This is a genomic window from Rhizobium sp. RSm-3, assembly GCF_001854685.1.
GTDB lineage: Bacteria > Pseudomonadota > Alphaproteobacteria > Rhizobiales > Rhizobiaceae > Rhizobium > Rhizobium ecuadorense.
In genome coordinates this window covers 165,640-181,797 of the sequence record NZ_MAWZ01000060.1, presented here as the reverse complement: position 1 = coordinate 181,797, position 16,158 = coordinate 165,640, and the positions used below count along the sequence as shown (strand labels likewise).

Sequence of the window (16,158 nt, the reverse complement as noted above, 5' to 3'; positions counted from 1 at the left end):
CAGACATGCTTTTCGCCCTTCTCTGCAAGGACAAGCCGGGCCATTTGAACGTGCGCATGGAGACACGTCCGACGCATCTCGACTATCTGAACGGGCTGAATGCCGCGGGCACGCTGAAGATCGCCGGCCCGTTTCTCGATGACGAGGGCAAAGCTTGCGGCAGCCTGATTATCGTCGAAGCGGAGACGAAGGAGGCGGCGCAGGCGCTTGCCGATGCCGATCCCTATGCCAAGGCCGGGCTGTTCGAAAGTGTCGAGGTGAAGGCCTACAACTGGGTCTTCAACAAGCCGGAGGCGTGAGCATGGCGCACTGGCTCTACAAATCCGAACCCGCCTCCTGGTCCTGGGAGCAGCAGAAGGCTGCCGGCGAAAAGGGCACGGAATGGACCGGCGTGCGCAATTATCTAGCGCGCAACAACATGCGGGCGATGCAGATCGGCGACAAAGGCTTCTTCTATCATTCCAATGACGGGCTGGAGATCGTCGGGATTGTCGAAGTTTCCGCCCTGTCGCAGCCTGATTCCACCGCCAAGGGCGACCCGAAGTGGGATTGCGTCCACATTCGCGCCGTCATGGACATGCCGAAGCCGGTGACGCTGAAGGATGTCAAGGCCAGCGAAAGACTCGCCAAGATGTCGCTCGTCACCTCCATGCGCCTTTCCGTGCAGCCGGTAACGGATGACGAATGGGCCGAAGTCTGCCGCATGGGCGGGCTGGACAATCCGCCGCGTTGAAAACCGATCCTGAGGCCTTCATCCGCGCCAATACCAGCGTGACGGCGCCGCCGCATGTGCCGGAGATTTCGCTGCATCTGGCAAGCGAAGCCCATGATCTCTGGCTGAAAACGGAGGAGGAGCTGGAGGCGATCGGCCTGCCGCCGCCCTTCTGGGCTTTTGCCTGGGCGGGCGGCCAGGGACTGGCGCGCTACGTCCTCGATCATCCTGAGATGGTGCGCGGCAAGCGCGTGCTGGATTTCGCCAGCGGCTCCGGCCTCGTCGGCATTGCGGCCGTCATGGCCGGCGCCCTTGAGGTCACGGCCTGTGATATTGATCCCTGGGCGGAGGCCGCAGTCCGGCTGAATGCGCAGGTCAATCACGTTTCGCTCGGGTTTACCGGCGCCGACCTGATCGGCCAGGCCGTCGATGCGGATATCGTGCTTGCCGGCGACGTCTTCTACGACAGCGCTTTCGCCGCTGCGCTCGTTCCCTGGCTCGCGACGCTGGCGGCCGACTGCAAATTGGTGCTGGTCGGCGATCCCGGCCGCAGTTATCTGCCGCGAGACCGGTTGGAATTCTGCGCGGTTTACGAGGTGCCGGTGACGCGTGCGCTTGAGGACAGCGAAATCAAGAAGACGACGGTGTGGCGGTTCGCTCCCTAAATCGGATCGACATTCAGGATTCGATCTTTCGCGATCGCCCGGACCAAAAGAAATCAGCCGGCGATCAAAGCGGCTTCATACACCATCGTCGCGGCGGCAAGATCAGCCAACGCCGTTCCGACTGCCTTGTAGAGAGTGATTTCATCGTTGGACGCCCGTGCTGGAATATCCCGACGACACAGCTCGTCAAGTGTCGCAAGCACCGCATCCGTAGAAATGACGCCGGCCCTGATCGGCTGAACCAGATCGCCTGCTTCGTGAAGGGCTTCGTGAGTGTCGATGTAGACCGATGAGCGTCGAAGAGCCTCGTCATCGGCCTCGCGCATCGCCGGGGTGAAGCCGCCGATCAGATCGACATGGGTGCCCGGCCGCAGCCATTCGCCCCGGATAAGCGGTGCTGTCGCCAGCGTCGCTGCGCTGACGATATCGGCTTGCCGCGCCGCGATTTCCAGATTCGTGACGGCAGTGGCCTGGAGCCCCTTTTGCCGGAGGTTCTGCGCCAGCCGTTCCGCATTGGCGGGATCGATATCCCAAACATCGACATGCGCGATCGGCCGGACGGCGCGGTAGGCATCGGGTATGAGGCTCGCGACGCGGCCTGCTCCGATCACCAGCAGACGGCGTGCGTCCTGCCGGGCAAGATAGTCCGCAGCAAGGGCCGATGCCGCTACCGTGCGGCGCGTGGTGATCGTGTTGCCGTCAAGTAGCGCAAGCTGCGTCCCGGTCCGGCCGTCATAGAGTATGTAAGTCGAGGTCAAACCGGGAATGCCGTATACCGTGTTGCCGGGAAAGACGGTAACGATCTTGATGCCAAGGTAGCGTTCCGACCGGTGCGTTTCATGCCAGGCCGGCATCAGAAGCAGCGTCGCATCCGGCTCGCCGCTATTGGCTAGCGTGTGGTGATGTCGCACCGGCACAACACAGCCTTCGACAAATGCTTGCCGCAGGGTCGCGACCAGCGCGCTGAATGGCAGGAACTCGCCCGTTGTCTGGGCATCGAGAATACGGATTTTTGTGTCGGTCATTGAAGCGATCTCTCAGTAGGTTTTGACTGCTGGATAAAGCGAGTTCTGTTTGACTGAACGAGAGTAGCGCCTGAGCTGCGTCGCTGCTGCGCGGCGCGCTATCTTTTCAACCGGCATCGGCTCTTTGGACACTCCGTTGCGATCGGAATGCGGAGAAACTCGGCACCGCTCAGCCAAACGCAGCTTTCTTCTCCAGAATTCTGGCGTATTGCGTAAGCGGATAGCACAGGGCGAAGAAGATCACCGCGACGAGGCCGTAGACCTTGAAAGGTTCGAAGGTCGCGTTGTTGATGGCGTTCGCGGTTTTCAGCAGTTCTTCGAAGCCGAGGATCGAAGCCAGTGCGGTGCTCTTGATCAACTGGACCAAGAACCCGACAGTCGGCGCGCGCGTGATCCGGAAAGCCTGCGGCAGGATGACAAGGCGAAGTTCGAGGAGACGATGCAAGCCCAGGCTGGCTGCGGCGTCCCATTGCCCGCGTGGCACCGCTTCGACGCCGCTCCGCCAGATTTCCGCAAGATAAGCGCTAGCATAGAACGTCAGGCCGCAGACGGCGGCGGTCCATGACTCGATCCGGAAGCCGAGCATCGGCAGGCCGAAGAACATCAAAAAGAGCTGCATGAGGAGCGGCGTTCCCTGAAACAGGGCAATGTAGCCGGACGCGAAGCTGCGCGACCAGCGCGTTTTCGATATCCGTGCCGACAGGATCGCCAAGCCAATGATGGCGCCGCCGGCAAAGGCTGCGAGCGAAAGCAGCAGGGTCCAGCGTGTCGCGAAGACAAGATTGCGCAGAATGTCCCAGAAGGTGAACTCAATCATGCCAGACCGGCTCCCAGAAAACGGCGTTTCCCGGCGAAAAGGAGCCGGCGAAGTGCGGCGGACATCGAAAGGTAGATCAACGTCGCCACCAGATAGGTCTCGAAGGAGCGGAAGGTGCGCGATTGAAGCAGATCGGCCTCCTGCGCCAGCTCGCGGACGGATATTTGCGAAACCACCGCCGATTCCAGCATCATGATGATGATCTGGCTCGTCAGCGCCGGGAAAATGATGGCAATCGCTTGCGGCAGGATGATTTTGAAGAACACCAGCCGGGGCCTCAGGCCGAGTGCCTGCGCCGCCTCCTTCTGGCCTCTCGGTATGGCATCGAGCCCGGCCCCGACCACCTCGATCGTGTAGGCGGCCATGTTGAGGGTCATGGCAAGAACTGCGGCAGAGATCGGATCGAGGCGAATGCCGAGGCTAGGCAAGCCAAAAAAGATGAAGAACAGCTGTACCAGGAATGGCGTATTACGCATGACTTCCACATACAGGCCGACGACCTTGCGCAACCATGGATAAGGTCCCCGGCGCGCGGCCGCGCCGAGAATGCTGAGAATGATCCCAAGGACCGATGTGGAGGCCGTCAATGCAAGCGTCGTGCCTGCACCATAAGCCAGAGCTCCCATTCCGTCCCAAAGCCAATTGAAATCGAGGCTGTATCTCATCGGTTGTCCTTTGGGGCCGAATGATCTGGGCCGGGTCGGCCCGAAATCTCGATCCGTCTCTCAATCAAAGAATTGGAGCATGACGCCACCGGAATCGCTTACAGCTTTCGGCATCACGCTCTGGTGAGTGGGAGGCCGTCTTCGTCAGTCCTTCAGGTTTTCAGGGTTGAGCGGCGCTTTCAGCCAGCTCTTCGAGCTTGCGTCGAGAGAACCATCGGAGATCATTGCGGCGACGCTGTCGTTGACAGCCTTCTTTAGGCCTTCCTCGCCCTTTCGGAGCGCGATGTGCGAGGGGGAGCTAAGGAGCTGGAACTTCTGCTCCGGCTTCAGCTCGTCCTGTCGTGCCAGAACCTGCGCACCGACATCGTTGCCGACGACCATCAATTGGGTCTGGCCGGATATGAAAGCCTGGATGACCGAATTGTAGTTCTCGAAGCGCTGGATCGCAGCGGAGGCAGGGGCGGCGGCCGTCAGCGACGTGTCTTCGAGCGTCCCACGATTGACGGCAACGGTCTTGTCGACAAGGTCTTCCTTACCGCTCACCTTCAGCGCAGCCGGACCGATGACGGCGATATAGTAGGGGGCGTATGGGGCGGCAAAATCGATAACCTCGGCACGCTCCTTCGAATAACCGACGCTCATCAGCAGGTCGACACGGTCGTCGTTCAGGTAGGCGATCCTGTTCTGGCCAGTAACGCTCACGAGATTAAGTTTCACGCCGAGGCCGTCGGCGATCTTCTGGGCGACGTCGACGTCATAGCCCTTGATGCTCATATCGGCGCTTGCCGAAGAGAAGGGCGGGAAATCGGAGAAGATGCCGATGTTAATCTCGCCTGCGGCTTTTATATCAGCAAGTTCGTCGGCCTGCGCGGCCCCTGCCAGGATGCCGAATACGGCAATTGCCGTGGTGGCGGTGTAGCGCAATTTCGTAAGAGCAGTCATGTCGTTCCCCTTTTTGAGATGTGTTGTGCGACAGGTGATGGATGGCAGCGGGCACGAAGCACGCTGCCGTTGCGGAGTTGGTTCTCAGGTCGCCTTTGTCCTGACCGCGGGACTGAACATCGCGAGGCACAGGAGTTCGAACAGGACCTGCGCGGCGATCTGCGCGGTGTTGGTGGTGTTGTCGTATTGCGGCGCGATTTCCACGACGTCGCCGCCGATGAGGTTGATGCCTTTGAAACCGCGCAGTAGGGTCAGGACCTCCCTCGGCTGAAGCCCGCCGACTTCTGGCGTGCCGGTTCCCGGAGCGAAGGCCGGATCGAGGCTGTCCACGTCGAAACTGAGATAGGTTGGACCAGCGCCGACAACCTCCAGAGCCTTTGCGATCACAGCCTTGAGGCCCATCTCCGCCACCTCTTCCGCGTGGATGACGGTCATGCCGGAGGCAAAGGAGAACTCCCAGAGATATTCGCCGCCGCCGCGGATGCCGATCTGGATCGTACGCTTCGGATCTAGCACGCCCGCCAGGACCGCCTCGCGGAAGGGCGCGCCGTGGTGGAACTTAGAGCCCTCATAGGGACCGGCGGTGTCGCAATGAGCGTCGATGTGGATCATGCCAACCGGCTGGCTGGCCGCCAGGCCCTTGAGAATGGCGCCGGAGATCGAATGGTCGCCGCCGACCGACAGTGGGATAACCCCGGTTGCCGCGATCATCCGGTAGCAGGCCTCGATGTCGACATGGCACTCGGCCAGGCCGAACCGGCTGCGCATCGGCACGTCGCCGACATCGGCGACCTTTAGCCCTCCCATTGGCGCGACACGCAGAACATGCTCGTAGGGGCCTACACGCTCGATCGCCCGGACGGCCCGCGGCCCCAGCCGCGCGCCGGCGCGATTGGTGACGCCGAGATCCATCGGCACGCCGATCAGAGCTACCTCAAGCGCCTCAAGGACCTCGGGCCGCAAGCCGTTCTCGATGAAACGGGCGTCCAGAAAGGTCGCAGGATCGGCGAAGGGCCATTTGCGGCTGTCGCCGTCCTTGAATACGCTCGCCGCCACGGCGCGGAAGTGTGGATCTTCCATCTCACCGCCTGCAGCGCTGCCGAAGCGCTTTCTCAAGTCTTCCAGAAAATCCCGGTCAATGGTCAAGGCAGGCTCCCACGGTATTGATGCTGCCATCATCATCGGCGCCACCCGCTTTTCTTGGAACCGCGAAAATTCGAGAGGGGATATAACGATTCTTGATAGCTCGGATCCGCCAGGGCTCCGCGATGCGGGTAATGCGTTCATCGGGATATTCAGAAAACTTTATAACCCGGCGAGAATTTTCCCACTACCGCGGTTGGCAACCTCCAAGCAGTCTCCGACGCGAACGGTCCAGCAGAGGGCCGACAACAAAGGGGACCTACGATGTTGCACGATATGACACGCCGCCGCTTCCTCGGATCCGCCGCTGCCGCGGGGATTGCCGGCACAATGAGCGGGTTTGCGAGATCCGCCGCAGCCGGCAGCGGCAATCTCACCGCCGTTGAATGGGGCGGCGATGTCGTCGAAGCCATGAAGCAGATCGCCGCCGACCAGAATGCGGCGACGTTCAACTGGGTTCTTCATCAGGGTGGCGCGGGCGCGATCCTGCCAAAGATCAAGGCCGTCTGGCCGAATGTCGACTACGACTATGTCGCCGGCTGGGAAGGCTCATTCAACAGTATGGTGAAGGAAGATTGGCTCGAGACCATTAATCCCGCCGATGTTCCCAACCTTGCGAATATTCCCGAGAAAATCATCATTCGTGATGGCAAGGGCAATATCAAAGCGGTCCCACGCGCAGTTGGCGGCATGTATTTCGGTGCCCGAACCGATACGGCTCCGATCGCTGTGAAGACCATCGATGATCTGCTCAGCCCCGATCTTAAGGGCGCGATCTGCTGGCCGGGCCCGACACAGAGCATGATGCTCCAGATTGTCGCGCTCGCCCTTCACGCTGGCGGCAGCGAAACGAATATGGAACCCGGATGGAAGCTCATGACGGAATTGGCGAAATCCGGCAATATCGGCCGCGTCGCCATCACTGATATCGATTTCACCAATTCGCTGACGTCGGGCGAGACATCCGTCGGCTTCTTCGCTGAGCCCGGCTGGGCGGCCGTGGCGAAAACCTTCCCGGTTACTCGTTTCACCAAGGACAGCAACTTCAGGGCCTTCCTCTACCAGAGCGGTTTCGGCGTACTGAAGAATAGACCGAACACCAAGGCAACGCTCGGCTTCGTCAACTTCGCAATCAGCCCGGACATGAATTCACTCTACGCCAAGGTGGCGGGCGAAGCGCCGTTGAACAGCAAGGCGGTCACGCCCGACAATCTCAAGCATCTGTCCTTCACGTCGGACGAGTTTTCGAGCTTCGTTTATGTGCCGGACTACAATGTCGTTCTCGAACAGCAGGATGCCTGGTCCAAACGCTGGGAACAGGACATCGCCCCGTTGCTCTAAGGCACCTCGCGGCAGGTTATCGAGGGCGCGCATGGGCTTCGATAACCTCCCTTTCTCGTGGCCCGTAAGGGCGAGGAAAAGGCTGTTCCACCATGATCAAAGTAAGGCGGCAACCCGTTGCCATTTCTCTTCCTGATCGCCGAGATGCGGCCCTGACACTCGGGCCAGCCCTGCTGGTGTTCGCATTCGGTTTTCTGTCACCGTTAATCAATCTGGCAATCGAAAGCTTGAAGGAGTTTACGCCGGGGCGCGTCGGCTCCGTTGAAAATGCCGCGGCAACGGTCCAAAATTATTACGAGCTTGCAAACCAGGCGTTTGCGAGCGTCCTGCTGACGACTTTCTGGATCGGTGGAGTTGCCGCGATCATCGGTCAGCTTGTGGCATTCCCGCTGGCCTACTTTGTCGTGCGGCGCATTTCCCCGCGGATGCGCGCGCTCACCCTCGGCTTTTTGATTACGCTTGTTCTATCCAGCGTCCTGATCAAGACATACGCGATCGAACTGACCTTCGGGTCGGTTGGCATCTTCCGACCCCTCCTCTTGACACTTGGCCTTTCGCCCAACAGCCGCGAATATATCAATATCGTCGTTACTGCGGGTCTGGTTCACTCGATCATACCGGTCGCAACGCTAACGCTGATTGGCGCGATGCAATCGATCGATCCGCGTCTGCTCGATGCAGCCCAGTCGCTCGGCGCGCCGGGATGGAAAGCCCATCTGTCGATCACGCTTCCCCTGAGCTTCCCGGCTCTGATCTCAAGTACGCTTGTCTCGCTGACTTTCGCGATCAGCGCCTTCGTCATTCCCATGGTGCTCGGGAGGGGCCGGGTGCTTTTCATATCGAACGTCATCTACACCCGGTTCAGCGATATCGCCAACTATCCGAGCGGCGCGGCGATCTCGCTCGTCATGCTTGCCGCGGCCTTGGCGGTCGTCGCTGTCATAACGTTTGCGCAGGCCTGGAAGGTTTCCCGATGAGCAGACAATCTTTTGCAGCGCGAACCGCAGACCGGATCGCCGTTTCCCTCGCCGACGGTGTCATCGGCCTTGGATTGGCGTTCCTCGCCATCCCGTTGGTGATAACATGCCTCATGGCTTTCGACGCCAGGACCTACCTCGGTCCACTGCCGCCACCTGCCTTGTCGCTTCACTGGTTCGAACGGCTCGTCTCCCAGGCGGATATCCTTACCAGCCTACGCACCAGCCTCATCTTGGCGGTACTCACGACGGTTCTGTCCGTCACGATCGGAACTGCAGCGGCTGTCGGCCTTGCCCGTGGCAATTTTCCAGGAAAGGCAGCGCTGACTTCGGCCTTTCTCTCGCCACTCATCGTTCCTCCGGTCGTCATCGGATTCGGCCTGCTGCTTTTCCTTTCCAAGGCCGGTATTACAAATGGTATGGCGCGCCTGCTCCTCGGCCACGTGATCGTGACGTTGCCCTATTGCATAAGGACCAGTCTCGCCAGCCTTCTCGGCAGCGACCAACGATTGACGGAAGCCGCGATGGTTCTCGGCGCCACCGAGCGCCAGGCCTTCTGGACCATTACCCTACCGCTCATGCGGACGGGCGTTGTCACCGGTGCGATCTTCGCCTTCGCAATTTCTATAGATGACGTATCGATCAGTCTCTTTCTGAGCGATCCGTCCGCAACGACCTTGCCTGTTACGCTGGTCAGCAACATGCGCGCGGCTTTCGATCTGACGATCGCTGCGGCGGCCGTGGTCCTGATTGCCGTCACCGCGTTGCTGATCGTTGTGCTGGACCGTGTCGTCGGCTTCGACACCGTCGTCGGTCAGGGTTTGTTTCGTTCATGAGGACAATACGATGATTTCTGCCGTGGAATTTCAAGGGGTCAGCAAGCGCTTCGGTGAAACGATCGCCCTCGGTAATATCTCCTTCTCGGTGAACCCAGGTGAAACAATCGCACTGCTTGGACCGAGCGGCTGCGGCAAGACCACTATTCTTAGGCTCATTGCCGGATTCGAGCGGCCCGACAAAGGCTCGATCTTGATCGACGGCGAGCCGATGGCCGGATTGAAACCCTATGAGCGCAATGTCGGGCTGCTGTTCCAGCACTACGCTCTTTTCCCGCATATGACCGTCGAACAGAACATCGGCTACGGACTTCGCCATCGCAACCACCCGCCGGGGCAAATACCTCGCCGCATTGCCGAGATGCTTGAGCTCGTCCGGCTCGTCGGTTTCGGGCAGCGGCGGCCGCATCAGTTGAGCGGCGGCCAGCAGCAGCGTGTTGCGCTTGCGCGGGCGCTCGCCACCCATCCAAGCCTTGTTCTTCTGGATGAGCCTCTGTCGGCCCTCGACGCCAAACTTCGCCATGAGCTGCGCACCGAATTGAAAGATGTGCTCGCCGCGGTCGGTTCGACCGCGATCGTGGTAACCCACGACCAGGAGGAGGCGATGAGCCTGGGAGAGCGCATATTCGTGATGAACCGTGGAGAAATCATGCAATCCGGCAGGCCGGATGATGTGTATTGGCGTCCAGACTCGCGTTTCGTCGCGGATTTCATGGGGCGGACGAATTGGATTCATGGTTCGATTTCGGCCGCGGGCGGAACGGCTCGCAAATTTCGCTCCGAATCCGGCTGGGAGTTTCCGGTCGCGTCCACCGGAAGCCTTTCAGGTGCCGCCGAGATTTGCGTGAGGCCGGAAAGCGTCGAGATATCATCTGGTGCTCCGGGTGCCGGGGCCATGCCCGGACGCGTTGCCGACGTTGTGACACTCGGTGCCTTCAGGCATATCGTTCTGGACCTCGTCAGTGGCGACCGCATAATCTCGGCTTGCCCGAACCGTCCAGACATAGCCTTCGCGCGAGGGCAGGAGATCAGCGTTTCCATTCCCCCCACGGCATGCGTTCTCTTCGCGCGATAAGTTGGTATTGACGGGGCGCAGCTTGCACTGCGCCCCGTCTAAGGATCGCCAGTTGCCGGAAGAACATGGTTCGTCCAATATCCGCTTGTCGGCAGAGAGGCCCTCAGCACTCGAACGCCCCAAACTATGGAATGCGGCTTCTGATGCTTGATCTCGATTCCTATCTGCTTCGTGCATTTCTGACCGTCGCGGAGATCGGCACCGTCAATGGCGCTGCCGTCAAGCTGAATAGAACGCAGGCGGCGGTGAGCATGCAGATTCGCAAGCTGGAGGAGCTTGTCGGTGTTACGCTGTTTTCGCGTTCGTCAAAAGGCCTCGAACTCACGAGCCATGGGCAGATCATGCTGGCTTATGCCCGCGAAATGGTCGCCCTCAGCGACGAGGTCGAGAAAAGGCTGACAGGCAAGATGATCGAGGACCGCATTCGCCTCGGCGTCGTTGAGGACTTCGCAGCCGGCCACCTGATCGACATTCTTAGTGACTTCAGAGCCCAGAACCCGAAGGTCGAGATCGACATCATTGTCGAGCCGAATCGCCGCCTCGCCAGCCTGTTTGAAGACAGGAAGCTGGATCTGGTGGTTTGCGACATCACCTGTCTGTCGCGAAAACCGACCCTGATCTGGACCGAATATTTGATGTGGACGGTCAGATCCGACTTCGTGGTGGATGCGGAAAAACCGCTTCCCATCATTATGTTCGAGGAGGAGTGTCCCTGGACGCTTCCGACGCTTGCGGCTCTGTCTCAGCGGAACATCAAGTGGAAGACGGCGTGCGTCGCATCGACTCTCGTGGCCATGGCGACTGCGGTTCGCGTCGGAATTGGTATCGCGCCAATGATGCTCACGACAAAACCGGAGGGCTGCCGGACACTTGACCGATCGGCGGATCTGCCCGGTCCGGTGCGCATCGAGATCGGTCTGTATTCTCAGTCCGAGACGGCCGAAGGCGCGCGCTACCTTGTGGACTTCATTTCGCGGCATACGGCCATATTGTCCAGCTAGGAGCGTTCAGCTTCCATTATATCGGGTCAATTTAATTCCCTCTACCGCGATGGCGAGCGAAGCACCACAGTGATCGGATGAAGGGTCGACGACCCAATCTCAAGCATTCATGGAAGTCTGCGAATACGATGATGGGGCAAGCCAAAGTTGACGAAACTCTCCTCGCAGATGCCGCCTATCTGCCCGGCCAGGTCGCAAACCTCACGAGGGGAGCGAGCGTGACGGCGCAAACCAACGAAATACTGGAGCGCATCAATGACATGCTGCTACGCGAAGGTACCGACAAGTCAGAGATCATTCTCGCCAACATTTGGCTCAGGGACCTTGCCTCATTCGAGGAAATGAACAGAGCCTGGGATGCTTGGATGCCGGATAGCGGAACGCCACGGCGGGCAACGTTTGAGGACAAGAATCTCCCGCCGATGTGCGCCATCCGTATTGACGTAGCCGCGTCGCGAAAGAGTGAGGCCGGGCAAATTTGAGCCGCGGCATTCGTCATCTTCATACCTTGTCAGCGAAGCCGGACCGGAAGTGCTCTTGAAGCCGGATGGCCCACATTTCGTCGAAGAAAGATATGTCTTGCTAGGGGCAAAGATTGCGGATGCGTTACGACCTTTTGTGGCTCAAGAAATCACATAAGCGGTAAGGGCGAAAGCTGCTCTCTGGCGGCATTGCTACAGAATTCCGCACTTTCGGCATCACGCTTTAAGGCCGGATGACGCAAACATTGGCCTCGTAGGTGCAGGGGTTGTCCTGGACGGCGACGTCGATGATCTTTACCGTCGAGGCCGTCGGTTCGGGCCGTGCCGCCGGATAATATCCATATCCATTGCCGCCGACATAAATCCCGCCATCGACCTGATAGGCATAAGAGCCGGCATAGGTGTCGCCGCTGTCGCCACCCGGCGGCTGGGGTGCGATGATGACCAGCCCGCTGCGAGCGACACGATTGGTCGCTGCCGACGAAAACTGCTTCAAGAACGGCATCCGCTCTCTGTGGTGCCCGCGGCCATAGGCGCTGTCGAAACGGATGCCGCGATCGCGCCAGCCCATATGTCGGCCGAGAAACAACCCGTTGTGAAAGGCGTGGCGATGGCCAACGACGCGTTGATCGGCGAAGCGATGATCAAAATGGCGCTCGCCGGCGGTGGCGGGGAAGACGGCAAGTGCAGACAGGGCAAGCAGAGTGACTGCGGATAGACTGCGAAACATGGGCGCCGGCCTCCGGAATTCCGATCGTTAACAAATCGTTAACGCCAGATTGCGCCAAAAGCAGCAGTTTGTCCATGCGGCTCGGGAGAAGGGCAAAATTATTGAGCCGAAAACACCAGTTTCGTTAGCCTGCAAATTTCGTGGTAACCCCAATCGATTAAATTAAGGCAAGACAGCGATTGTGCTTGTCGTCGGCGTTTCCGGTGATTAAACGTCGCAATTGATGCAACGCACACAGAGAATTCGTCATTCGTGTGGTTGACTGAGCATGCTCCGAAATCCGGGAGCGCAGAGAAGCCGCCGCGAGGTTCTGATGGCGAACGTGACAAATAACCGGCCCCTGTCGCCGCATTTGCAAATTTACAAACCTATTCCCACCATGGTCATGTCCATCGTCCACCGCATTACCGGCGGTGCGCTCTATGTCGGCACGCTGCTGGTTGCCTGGTGGCTGATCGCGGCGGCAAGCGGCCAGGGCTCTTATGACTGGGCCAACTGGGTGCTCGGCAGCCTTCTCGGCAAGCTCGTGCTGCTCGGCTATACCTGGGCGCTGCTGCACCACATGCTCGGCGGCTTCCGCCACTTCATGTGGGATCTCGGCTACGGCTTCGGGAAAGAATTCTCGACCAAGCTCGCCATCGCCAACATCGTCGGGTCGCTCTGTCTGACCGTGCTGGTCTGGGTGATCGGCTTCCTCATTCGCTTCTGAAGGTCCTCTCATGGATATGCGCACCCCCCTCGGCAAGGTTCGCGGGCTCGGCTCCGCCAAGGACGGCACGGATCATTTCTGGCGCCAGCGTCTGACTGCCGTCGCCAACGTTCCGCTCATCCTGTTCTTCCTCTTCTTCATGATCGCCTATGCCGGCGCCCCCTATGCGGATGTGGTCCGCGCGCTGTCGAACCCGTTCGTCGCGGTCGTCATGGGGCTGATGGTGATCTCAGGCGTCATCCACATGAAGCTCGGCATGCAGGTCATCATCGAGGATTACGTGCATGGCGAGTTCGGCAAGATCGCTCTCCTAATGCTGAACACCTTCTTTGCGATCCTGATCGCCGGCCTCTGTCTCTTCGCCATTCTGAAAATCGCATTCGTAGGATAAGCGCGCTATGGCACCGACTTCACCCGCCCAGAACGGCAAGGCCTACAAATATGTCGATCACTCCTACGACGTGATCGTCGTCGGCGCCGGCGGCGCCGGCTTGCGCGCCACGCTGGGGATGGCCGAGCAGGGCTTCCGCACGGCCTGCATCACCAAGGTGTTCCCGACCCGCTCGCACACGGTCGCGGCGCAGGGCGGCATTGCCGCCTCGCTGCGCAACATGACGCCCGACAGCTGGCAGTGGCATCTCTACGACACCGTCAAGGGGTCCGACTGGCTCGGCGACGTCGACGCCATGCAGTATCTGACCATGGAAGCGCCGAAGGCGGTCTATGAGCTCGAGCATTACGGCGTGCCGTTCTCGCGCAACGAGGAAGGCAAGATCTATCAGCGCCCGTTCGGCGGCCATATGCAGAATTACGGCGAAGGCCCGCCGGTGCAGCGCACCTGCGCCGTTGCCGACCGTACCGGCCATGCCATCCTGCATACGCTCTACGGCCAGTCGCTGCGCCACAACGCCGAATTCTTCATCGAGTATTTCGCCCTCGACCTGATCATGTCGGAAGACGGCAGCCGCTGCACCGGCGTCGTCGCCTGGTGCCTCGATGACGGCACGATCCATCGCTTCGCCGCCAAGATGGTGGTGCTGGCGACCGGCGGCTACGGCCGCGCCTATTTCTCGGCAACCTCGGCCCATACCTGCACCGGCGACGGCGGCGGCATGGTGGCGCGCGCCGGCCTGCCGCTGCAGGACATGGAATTCGTTCAATTCCATCCGACCGGCATCTATGGTTCGGGCTGTCTGATCACCGAGGGCGCGCGCGGCGAAGGCGGTTACCTCGTCAATTCGGAAGGCGAGCGCTTCATGGAGCGTTATGCGCCGTCGGCCAAGGACCTTGCCTCGCGCGACGTCGTTTCGCGCTGCATGACGCTGGAGATCCGCGAAGGCCGCGGCGTCGGCAAGAACAAGGATCACATCTTCCTGCATCTCGACCATCTCGATCCGGCTGTGCTGCATGAGCGGCTGCCGGGCATTTCCGAGAGCGCCAAGATTTTCGCCGGCGTCGATGTCACCCGTGAGCCGATCCCGGTCCTGCCGACCGTTCATTACAATATGGGCGGCATTCCCACCAATTATTGGGGCGAAGTGCTGAACGCCGACAGCGCCAATCCGGAGCGGATCATCCCCGGGCTGATGGCCGTCGGCGAAGCCGGCTGCGCCTCGGTGCACGGCGCCAACCGCCTCGGCTCGAACTCGCTGATCGACCTCGTGGTCTTCGGCCGTGCGGCGGCGATCCGCGCCGGCGAGGTGATCGACCGCGCAGCGCCGATCCCGCATCTCAATGTCGCTGCCTGCGATAAGATCATGGACCGTTTCGACGGTCTGCGTCACGCCAGCGGCGGCACGCCGACGGCGGAACTGCGCGAGAAGATGCAGCGCGCCATGCAGGAAGACGCAGCGGTTTTCCGCACGCAGGAATCGCTGGAATCCGGTTGCCGGCGCATCTCGGCGATCTGGCAGGAAATGCGCGATATCAAGGTCACCGACCGCTCGATGATCTGGAACTCGGATCTTGTGGAGACGCTGGAGCTGCAGAACCTGATGGCCAACGCCATCACCACGATCTACGGCGCCGAAGCCCGCAAGGAGAGCCGCGGTTCACATGCCCGCGAGGATTATACCGAGGGTGCATTCGCCGGCCGCGACGACGTCAACTGGCGCAAGCACACGCTCGCCTGGGTCGGCGAAGCAGGCGACGTCAAGCTCGACTATCGCCCGGTTCACACCCAGCTGATCGCCGAAGGCATCGATCCGTACAAGATCGAGCCGAAGGCTCGCGTGTACTGATCTCAAGAGGAACCGGATATGGTTGAACTCGCTCTCCCCAAGAATTCTCAGATGCGCGAAGGCAAGGTCTGGCCGAAGCCGGCGGGTGCGACGAACACCCGCGAATTCCGCGTCTATCGCTGGAGCCCGGATGACGGGCAGAACCCGTCGATCGATACCTTCTATATCGATGTCGACGATTGCGGCCCGATGGTGCTCGACGGTCTGCTCTACATCAAGAACAAGATCGACCCGACGCTGACGCTGCGCCGTTCCTGTCGCGAGGGCATCTGCGGCTCCTGCGCGATGAATATCGACGGCACCAACACGCTCGCCTGCACCAAGGGACTCGACGATATCACCGGCGCGGTGAAGATCTATCCGCTGCCGCATTTGCCTGTCGTCAAGGATCTGGTGCCGGATCTCACCAACTTCTACGCTCAGCATCGTTCGATCGAACCCTGGCTGAAGACGGTGTCGCCGGCGCCCGCCAAGGAGTGGAAGCAAAGCCATGAGGACCGGCAGAAGCTCGACGGCCTCTATGAATGCATCCTCTGCGCCTGCTGCTCGACTTCCTGTCCCAGCTACTGGTGGAACGGCGACCGCTATCTCGGTCCGGCCGTGCTGCTGCAGGCCTATCGCTGGCTGATCGATTCCAGAGACGAGGCGACCGGCGAACGGCTCGACAATCTCGAGGACCCGTTCCGCCTTTATCGCTGCCACACGATCATGAACTGCGCTCAGACTTGCCCGAAGGGTCTCAATCCGGCCAAGGCAATCGCCGAAATCAAGAAGATGATGGTCGAGCGCCGGGTCTGA

At 60.3% G+C, this 16,158-nt stretch carries 19 protein-coding genes; 13 read left to right on the top strand and 6 right to left on the bottom strand.

What is annotated here, in order from left to right; genetic code table 11:
• The first annotated feature begins 5 nt into the window (after positions 1-5).
• From BBJ66_RS32350 to BBJ66_RS32340, 3 genes are read left to right on the top strand one after another with little or no spacing between them, the layout of a single operon-like run.
• A complete protein-coding gene (locus tag BBJ66_RS32350; RefSeq protein WP_071093302.1) occupies positions 6-299 on the top strand; it encodes a YciI-like protein in 294 nt (97 codons plus the stop codon).
• A 2-nt stretch (positions 300-301) separates the two neighbouring features.
• Complete coding sequence (locus BBJ66_RS32345) at positions 302-733, top strand: EVE domain-containing protein (RefSeq protein WP_071093300.1); 432 nt, start codon at positions 302-304, stop codon at positions 731-733.
• Positions 730-1,377, top strand: coding sequence for a class I SAM-dependent methyltransferase (locus BBJ66_RS32340; RefSeq protein ID WP_071093298.1), 648 nt, complete (start codon positions 730-732; stop codon positions 1,375-1,377). The genes BBJ66_RS32345 and BBJ66_RS32340 overlap by 4 nt, the downstream gene beginning before the upstream one ends.
• 53 nt (positions 1,378-1,430) lie before the next feature.
• Here BBJ66_RS32340 and BBJ66_RS32335 read toward each other — a convergent pair whose 3' ends face one another.
• The 5 genes from BBJ66_RS32335 to speB all read right to left on the bottom strand — a co-directional run bounded on the left by BBJ66_RS32335 (position 1,431) and on the right by speB (position 5,972).
• Positions 1,431-2,402 carry an ornithine cyclodeaminase family protein gene (locus tag BBJ66_RS32335; protein ID WP_049733439.1) on the bottom strand — a complete coding sequence of 324 codons (972 nt, stop codon included), beginning with the start codon at positions 2,400-2,402 and terminating at the stop codon, positions 1,431-1,433.
• A gap of 169 nt (positions 2,403-2,571) precedes the next feature.
• On the bottom strand, positions 2,572-3,219 hold the full coding sequence (locus tag BBJ66_RS32330) for an amino acid ABC transporter permease (RefSeq protein WP_049733440.1): 648 nt from the start codon (positions 3,217-3,219) through the stop codon (positions 2,572-2,574).
• Positions 3,216-3,884: an amino acid ABC transporter permease gene (locus tag BBJ66_RS32325; RefSeq protein WP_071093296.1), complete on the bottom strand. Its 669-nt coding sequence runs from the start codon at positions 3,882-3,884 to the stop codon at positions 3,216-3,218. Before BBJ66_RS32325 ends, BBJ66_RS32330 begins: the two co-directional genes overlap by 4 nt.
• A gap of 144 nt (positions 3,885-4,028) precedes the next feature.
• Positions 4,029-4,826: a transporter substrate-binding domain-containing protein gene (locus BBJ66_RS32320; RefSeq protein WP_049733442.1), complete on the bottom strand. Its 798-nt coding sequence runs from the start codon at positions 4,824-4,826 to the stop codon at positions 4,029-4,031.
• A gap of 84 nt (positions 4,827-4,910) precedes the next feature.
• Positions 4,911-5,972, bottom strand: coding sequence for an agmatinase (speB, locus tag BBJ66_RS32315; RefSeq protein WP_171899812.1), 1,062 nt, complete (start codon positions 5,970-5,972; stop codon positions 4,911-4,913).
• Between the two features lie 261 nt (positions 5,973-6,233).
• Between speB and BBJ66_RS32310 the strand changes: the two genes are divergently transcribed.
• The 6 genes from BBJ66_RS32310 to BBJ66_RS32285 all read left to right on the top strand — a co-directional run bounded on the left by BBJ66_RS32310 (position 6,234) and on the right by BBJ66_RS32285 (position 11,681).
• Positions 6,234-7,310 (top strand): extracellular solute-binding protein, encoded by a 1,077-nt coding sequence (locus tag BBJ66_RS32310; protein WP_071093294.1) that lies wholly within the window; start codon positions 6,234-6,236, stop codon positions 7,308-7,310.
• 92 nt (positions 7,311-7,402) lie between these two features.
• The gene (locus tag BBJ66_RS32305; protein ID WP_049733444.1) at positions 7,403-8,287 is read left to right on the top strand and encodes an ABC transporter permease; all 885 of its coding nucleotides are present in this window, start codon (positions 7,403-7,405) and stop codon (positions 8,285-8,287) included.
• On the top strand, positions 8,284-9,123 hold the full coding sequence (locus BBJ66_RS32300; RefSeq protein WP_049733445.1) for an ABC transporter permease: 840 nt from the start codon (positions 8,284-8,286) through the stop codon (positions 9,121-9,123). Before BBJ66_RS32305 ends, BBJ66_RS32300 begins: the two co-directional genes overlap by 4 nt.
• Positions 9,124-9,133: 10 nt before the next feature.
• Positions 9,134-10,198 (top strand): ABC transporter ATP-binding protein, encoded by a 1,065-nt coding sequence (locus tag BBJ66_RS32295; protein WP_049733446.1) that lies wholly within the window; start codon positions 9,134-9,136, stop codon positions 10,196-10,198.
• A gap of 131 nt (positions 10,199-10,329) precedes the next feature.
• A complete protein-coding gene (locus BBJ66_RS32290) occupies positions 10,330-11,199 on the top strand; it encodes a LysR family transcriptional regulator (RefSeq protein WP_171899838.1) in 870 nt (289 codons plus the stop codon).
• Positions 11,200-11,327: 128 nt separating this feature from the next.
• Positions 11,328-11,681: a RidA family protein gene (locus BBJ66_RS32285; RefSeq protein WP_049733447.1), complete on the top strand. Its 354-nt coding sequence runs from the start codon at positions 11,328-11,330 to the stop codon at positions 11,679-11,681.
• Positions 11,682-11,904: 223 nt separating this feature from the next.
• On the opposite strand, the gene BBJ66_RS32280 is transcribed toward BBJ66_RS32285, so the two are convergent.
• Complete coding sequence (locus tag BBJ66_RS32280; RefSeq protein ID WP_071093292.1) at positions 11,905-12,411, bottom strand: hypothetical protein; 507 nt, start codon at positions 12,409-12,411, stop codon at positions 11,905-11,907.
• A 313-nt stretch (positions 12,412-12,724) separates the two neighbouring features.
• Between BBJ66_RS32280 and sdhC the strand changes: the two genes are divergently transcribed.
• From sdhC to BBJ66_RS32260, 4 genes are read left to right on the top strand one after another with little or no spacing between them, the layout of a single operon-like run.
• Positions 12,725-13,120: a succinate dehydrogenase, cytochrome b556 subunit gene (sdhC, locus tag BBJ66_RS32275; protein ID WP_064841476.1), complete on the top strand. Its 396-nt coding sequence runs from the start codon at positions 12,725-12,727 to the stop codon at positions 13,118-13,120.
• Positions 13,121-13,130: 10 nt separating this feature from the next.
• The gene (gene sdhD, locus BBJ66_RS32270) at positions 13,131-13,511 is read left to right on the top strand and encodes a succinate dehydrogenase, hydrophobic membrane anchor protein (protein ID WP_003567272.1); all 381 of its coding nucleotides are present in this window, start codon (positions 13,131-13,133) and stop codon (positions 13,509-13,511) included.
• Between the two features lie 7 nt (positions 13,512-13,518).
• The gene (gene sdhA, locus BBJ66_RS32265) at positions 13,519-15,360 is read left to right on the top strand and encodes a succinate dehydrogenase flavoprotein subunit (RefSeq protein ID WP_049733449.1); all 1,842 of its coding nucleotides are present in this window, start codon (positions 13,519-13,521) and stop codon (positions 15,358-15,360) included.
• An 18-nt stretch (positions 15,361-15,378) separates the two neighbouring features.
• On the top strand, positions 15,379-16,158 hold the full coding sequence (locus tag BBJ66_RS32260; protein ID WP_049733450.1) for a succinate dehydrogenase iron-sulfur subunit: 780 nt from the start codon (positions 15,379-15,381) through the stop codon (positions 16,156-16,158).

Bases quoted from the DNA above. Each gene is read 5' to 3' on its own strand.
- BBJ66_RS32305 (WP_049733444.1), top strand. From the start codon at position 7,403: ATGATCAAAGTAAGGCGGCAACCCGTTGCCATTTCTCTTCCTGATCGC.
- sdhC (WP_064841476.1), top strand. From the start codon at position 12,725: ATGGCGAACGTGACAAATAACCGGCCCCTGTCGCCGCATTTGCAAATT.
- BBJ66_RS32335 (WP_049733439.1), bottom strand. From the start codon at position 2,402: ATGACCGACACAAAAATCCGTATTCTCGATGCCCAGACAACGGGCGAG.
- BBJ66_RS32310 (WP_071093294.1), top strand. From the start codon at position 6,234: ATGTTGCACGATATGACACGCCGCCGCTTCCTCGGATCCGCCGCTGCC.
- BBJ66_RS32350 (WP_071093302.1), top strand. From the start codon at position 6: ATGCTTTTCGCCCTTCTCTGCAAGGACAAGCCGGGCCATTTGAACGTG.
- BBJ66_RS32325 (WP_071093296.1), bottom strand. From the start codon at position 3,884: ATGAGATACAGCCTCGATTTCAATTGGCTTTGGGACGGAATGGGAGCT.
- BBJ66_RS32320 (WP_049733442.1), bottom strand. From the start codon at position 4,826: ATGACTGCTCTTACGAAATTGCGCTACACCGCCACCACGGCAATTGCC.
- BBJ66_RS32260 (WP_049733450.1), top strand. From the start codon at position 15,379: ATGGTTGAACTCGCTCTCCCCAAGAATTCTCAGATGCGCGAAGGCAAG.
- sdhD (WP_003567272.1), top strand. From the start codon at position 13,131: ATGGATATGCGCACCCCCCTCGGCAAGGTTCGCGGGCTCGGCTCCGCC.
- BBJ66_RS32300 (WP_049733445.1), top strand. From the start codon at position 8,284: ATGAGCAGACAATCTTTTGCAGCGCGAACCGCAGACCGGATCGCCGTT.
- BBJ66_RS32285 (WP_049733447.1), top strand. From the start codon at position 11,328: ATGATGGGGCAAGCCAAAGTTGACGAAACTCTCCTCGCAGATGCCGCC.
- BBJ66_RS32345 (WP_071093300.1), top strand. From the start codon at position 302: ATGGCGCACTGGCTCTACAAATCCGAACCCGCCTCCTGGTCCTGGGAG.
- BBJ66_RS32280 (WP_071093292.1), bottom strand. From the start codon at position 12,411: ATGTTTCGCAGTCTATCCGCAGTCACTCTGCTTGCCCTGTCTGCACTT.
- sdhA (WP_049733449.1), top strand. From the start codon at position 13,519: ATGGCACCGACTTCACCCGCCCAGAACGGCAAGGCCTACAAATATGTC.
- BBJ66_RS32330 (WP_049733440.1), bottom strand. From the start codon at position 3,219: ATGATTGAGTTCACCTTCTGGGACATTCTGCGCAATCTTGTCTTCGCG.
- BBJ66_RS32295 (WP_049733446.1), top strand. From the start codon at position 9,134: ATGATTTCTGCCGTGGAATTTCAAGGGGTCAGCAAGCGCTTCGGTGAA.
- BBJ66_RS32290 (WP_171899838.1), top strand. From the start codon at position 10,330: ATGCGGCTTCTGATGCTTGATCTCGATTCCTATCTGCTTCGTGCATTT.